Raw genomic sequence first — 4,479 nt, forward strand, 5'->3', positions numbered from 1 at the left:
CAACCCGCCGATGCTGTTTAATCTGGATGAGGATCCCTCGGAGCAATACGACCGCGCCGCGCTACATCCAGAAATTCTGGCCGACCTCGCCGGCGAGGTGGCGCGCCATCAGGCCGACATGGTCGCCCGCCCGACGCAACTGGAGGCGCGGATCGAAAGCGAGTAACGTCCGTATCTCGCCACTTTTAAGCGGCATCGCAAGGAAGGTAATCCCTTCACGTTCAATGCAGAGATAGACTATGCAAATCACCGTCGAAACCACCGTCGCCGCCCCCCTCGCGGAAGCCTGGCGCGCCTACACCACCCCCGAAGACATCATCCAGTGGAACGCCGCTTCGGAGGACTGGCATACGACGGCCGCAACGGTCGATCTGCGGCCTGGCGGCGTGTTTTCCTCGCGCATGGAGGCGAAGGATGGAAGCATAGGGTTTGATTTTGCTGGCACCTACACCAGGGTCGTCCCGCATCGCCTGATCGAATACGATTTTGGGGACCGTAAAGCAGCGATCACCTTTGAGGAAGAGCCCGCCGGCGTCCGGGTGCGCGTCCGCTTCGACCCGGAGACCGAGCATCCCGTCGAGATGCAGCGGGACGGGTGGCAGGCTATCCTGAATAATTTCAAACGGCATGTCGAAGCCGGCGGGCGCTAAAGAGGAGTCCTATGCCCCGCCACGCCGTAACCTCCCCGAATGCCGCCACCGTCGGCCCCTACTCCCACGCCGTCTGGGCCGGCGAGCTGCTGTACCTGTCCGGCCAGACCCCCATCGACCCCGCCACCGGGAAACTCTCCGCGGGCGACCTGGGCGACCAGACGCGGCAGTGTTTCGTGAACCTGTTCGACGTGCTGACGGCCGCCGGCCTCACGCCGGCGGATGTGATCAAGGTCAACGTCTACCTCACCGACATGGCGGACTTCGCGGCGATGAACGCCGTCTACGCCGGCCAATTCGAACAGCCCTATCCGGCTCGAACCACGGTTGCCGTCGCAGGGCTCCCGCTCGGGGCGCGGGTGGAGATCGAGCTGGTGGCGCGAAGGCCAGCTTAAGTACGGCAGGAGTGTCCATGCGTGGCTCCTCTTGCCGGCGTATTCGCAATTGTCCCGGACTGCGCCTACTTTTGGATTTTACCCCATCTAACTGGAGCGCCAGTCCATGAAACGTCCTCATTCCATCTCCCGTCGCGGTTTTCTAACGAGTGCGTGCGCCGCCGCCGGCCTCGGCATTGTGGCCGTACCTCCCCCTCTGATCGCACAAACGCCAGCCCTTGATTCGGCGATGGGGCGCATACCCGCGAACCGGGTCGGGGTGCAGATCTATACCCTGAGGAATCTGCTCGATGAACATATGCTCGGTTTCGAAGGCGCGTTTGAGTTGCTTCAGGACATCGGCGTCACCAACGTTGAACTGGCCGGCCTGTTTATGGGCCAAACGCCGGCGGAACTTCGCAAGATGGCGGCCCGATACGGTATCGATATCGCCGGCAACCATTTCGGACCGAGGACGATGGACGGCGCGAACCCGTGGTACGACGCCGCCGGCCGCGCCGCGATCTTTGCCGATGCCCGGGCGCTCGGGCTGGAATTCGTCGGCACCGGCCACTACTACAACGTCCCGCTGACGGTAGACGGCTTCCGGCAGTTTGCGCAGACACTCAACGTGTGGGGGAAGGCGGCATCCGAGGTCGGGCTTAAATTCTACTACCACAACCACGACGGCGAATTCGCCCGGTACAATGGCCGGCCTATTTTTGATATCCTCCTCGAGGAGACCGACCCCGAGCACGTCCACTTCGAACTCGACCTTGCCTGGGCGGCCATCGCCGGCGAGGACATTTACGAGTTCGTGCCCCGTCATCAGCATCGCTTCCCGTTGTTCCATGTAAAGGACTTCTGGTTCGTCGACGACGGTCCACGCGAAACGAAGCCGAACACGCTGGCGGCCGGCAATCGATTTACCTTTGCCGATGTGGGCAAAGGCACCATCGACTGGCCGAGGCTGCTCTCGGGCCTCGAAAATCCGTCCAGGCATCTGTACTTCATCGAACGCGACGATGCAGGCGTCGATCGGCCGGCGGAAGGTTCGCCGAAACCGACCAACCCGGCGGGGCCGGTGAACACGGTCTGGTCCAGTTTTCGGTATCTGACCGAGCTAGAGTATTGAGGCACGAAGGTCTGGTATTCATCTCCGACTGATTGCGTATGAAAGCCATGTTCCTGTTGACGCTGATCCTGGCCTTCGCCCTTCTGGCCCCACGCCACACCTTCGCGCAGGAAGCCGGCGCTGCGCCTCCGGCCGGGCCGCGTCCGTTTGGCGGACCGATTGTTTTACACGAGGATGACGTCGCCGCCTTCCCCGAGCCGCCCGCCGGCTTCGATGCCGTGCGCGAGGATATCCCGCGTGGCGCGACGGAGATGATCGAATATGCCTCCAACACCGTCGGCACGACGCGTAAGATGTTGGTGTACACGCCTCCGGGGTATTCGGCGGACCAAACGTATCCGGTGTTGTACCTGCTCCATGGCATCGGCGGTGACGAAACCGAATGGGAGCGATTCGCGACGCCGGGCATCCTGCTGGACAACCTCATCGCCGACGGCCTTGCGCAGCCGATGATTATCGTGATGCCGAACGGTCGTGCGCAGCCAAACGACCGCGCCGAGGGCAATGTGTTTGCGTCCGCGCCGGCGTTCGCCGTGTTCGAGCGCGATCTGTTAGACGACGTGATCCCGGCTATCGAGTCGCGCTACAGCGCCTCAACCGCCCGGGAGGACCGCGCCCTGGCCGGCCTATCGATGGGCGGGGGGCAGACGTTGAATTTCGGGCTGGCGCATCTGGACACCTTCGCCTGGCTCGGCGCTTTTTCGTCGGCCCCCAACACGAAGCCGCCGTCGGAGCTGATCCCGGACCCGGAAGCGGTCAAAACGCAGCTGAAGTTCTTCATGCTCTCTTGTGGCAATCAAGACAGTCTGATCAACATCAGCCAGGGTTTGCACGCCTACCTGAAGGAGCACGATGTGCCCCACGTTTGGCATGTCGACGGTAACGCGCACGATCCCCCGCACTGGAAGAATAGCCTGTATTCTTTTGTGCAGGTGCTGTTCAAGTGATCGAACGGTTCGTACCTCTCAGTGGGCCGGTGGCATCCTGCCGGCGCACCCGCTATCTTGCTGGCCCGTTTTCATCTACAGGGTAATTCGTATGAAAGGGTTCTCACATGTTGTGTTTGTAGGGGCATTGTTTCTTGGTATGGCCGTGCCAGCCACCGCGCAGAACGCCGCCGCCCCGTCGCCCTGGACGCCTGATTATCCCCTCTGGGCGATGCTGTGGAACCCTGATTTCCCGCGTGAACCGACCAACGAGCAGCCCTACCACGCGCCGAACAGTTCCGAGACGTTCACGATGAAACACACACGGAATCTGTTTTTTTCGCCGGACTGGCACCCCGAGAATCACCCGTCGCTTCCAGACGTGGTGGCGAACGGCCGGCAACCCGAGGTGTGGGCCTGTGGCTCGTGCCACCGCGCCGAAGGCTCGGGCGGCCCGGAGAATGCGCCGATCGCGGGCCTTCCGGCCGCGTACATCGTCCAGCAAATGGTCGACTTCAAGAGCGGCGCCCGGATGTTCTCGGCGCCGCAGCGGAAGCCCATCCATGACATGACCCAGATCGGCCGGGCCATCACCGATGCCGAGATCCAGGAGGCGGCGGCGTATTTCGCGGCGCTAAAGCTCGAACCCATCCTCACGGTCGTTGAAGCCGACACGATCCCGAAAACGGTAATCGCCGGCTTGATTTACGCGAAGGACCCCGCCGGCGGCACCGAGCCGCTCGGCGACCGCATCGTCGAAATGCCGAACGACCTGAAGCAGTTCGAGATGCGCGACTCGTGGTCGACCTTCACCGTCTATGTGCCGGTCGGCAGCATCGCGAAGGGGAGGGCCCTGGTGTATTCCGGCGGCGCTAACGGGAAAGCCCCATGCACCGTCTGCCACGGCCCCGATCTAAAGGGCCTCGGGCCCATCCCGGGCATTGCCGGCCGGTCGCCGAGTTACCTCATGCGGCAGCTCATGGATTTTCAGCTCGGCGCCCGGGCCGGCAGCTGGAGCCCCCTGATGAAACCCCAGGTGGAGCCGCTCACCATCGACGATATGACCAATCTGGTGGCGTACCTGGCGTCGCTCGCACCGTAAAACGGTCATCAACCCATGACCATTCCTTTCGACAACACCTATGCCCGCGAGCTGGAGGGACTGTACGTCCCGTGGCAGGGCGCGGCCGTTCCGAAGCCCGAGGTCCTCCGGCTGAACGCGGTACTGGCGGAAGAACTCGGGCTGGACCCGACGGCGTTGCGGTCGCCAGAAGGTGCGGCTACCTTTGCAGGCAGCCTCGCTCCCGAAGGCGCCTCGCCGCTGGCGCAGGCCTACGCCGGCTTCCAGTTCGGTGGGTTTTCGCCGCAGCTGGGGGATGGGCGGGCGCTGCTCC

The 4,479-nt window shown here is 63.1% G+C and carries 6 protein-coding genes; all 6 read left to right on the forward strand.

Going from position 1 to position 4,479, the window contains the following annotated elements; genetic code table 11:
• Positions 1 to 239 precede the first annotated feature (239 nt).
• On the forward strand, positions 240 to 650 hold the full coding sequence (locus tag SH809_16525) for an SRPBCC family protein (GenBank protein MDZ4701319.1): 411 nt from the start codon (positions 240 to 242) through the stop codon (positions 648 to 650).
• A gap of 11 nt (positions 651 to 661) precedes the next feature.
• Entirely contained in the window at positions 662 to 1,045 is a 384-nt protein-coding gene (locus SH809_16530) for a Rid family detoxifying hydrolase (GenBank protein ID MDZ4701320.1), read from the forward strand.
• A gap of 106 nt (positions 1,046 to 1,151) precedes the next feature.
• Positions 1,152 to 2,159, forward strand: a complete 1,008-nt coding sequence (locus tag SH809_16535; GenBank protein ID MDZ4701321.1) for a sugar phosphate isomerase/epimerase — start codon at positions 1,152 to 1,154, stop codon at positions 2,157 to 2,159.
• 38 nt (positions 2,160 to 2,197) lie between these two features.
• The gene (locus tag SH809_16540; GenBank protein MDZ4701322.1) at positions 2,198 to 3,106 is read left to right on the forward strand and encodes an alpha/beta hydrolase-fold protein; all 909 of its coding nucleotides are present in this window, start codon (positions 2,198 to 2,200) and stop codon (positions 3,104 to 3,106) included.
• Positions 3,107 to 3,197: 91 nt separating this feature from the next.
• A complete protein-coding gene (locus SH809_16545; protein ID MDZ4701323.1) occupies positions 3,198 to 4,187 on the forward strand; it encodes a c-type cytochrome in 990 nt (329 codons plus the stop codon).
• 15 nt (positions 4,188 to 4,202) lie between these two features.
• On the forward strand, positions 4,203 to 4,479 hold a 277-nt coding region (locus SH809_16550; protein ID MDZ4701324.1), incomplete at its 3' end, for a protein adenylyltransferase SelO family protein.

This window comes from Rhodothermales bacterium, assembly GCA_034439735.1.
GTDB lineage: Bacteria > Bacteroidota > Rhodothermia > Rhodothermales > JAHQVL01 > JAWKNW01.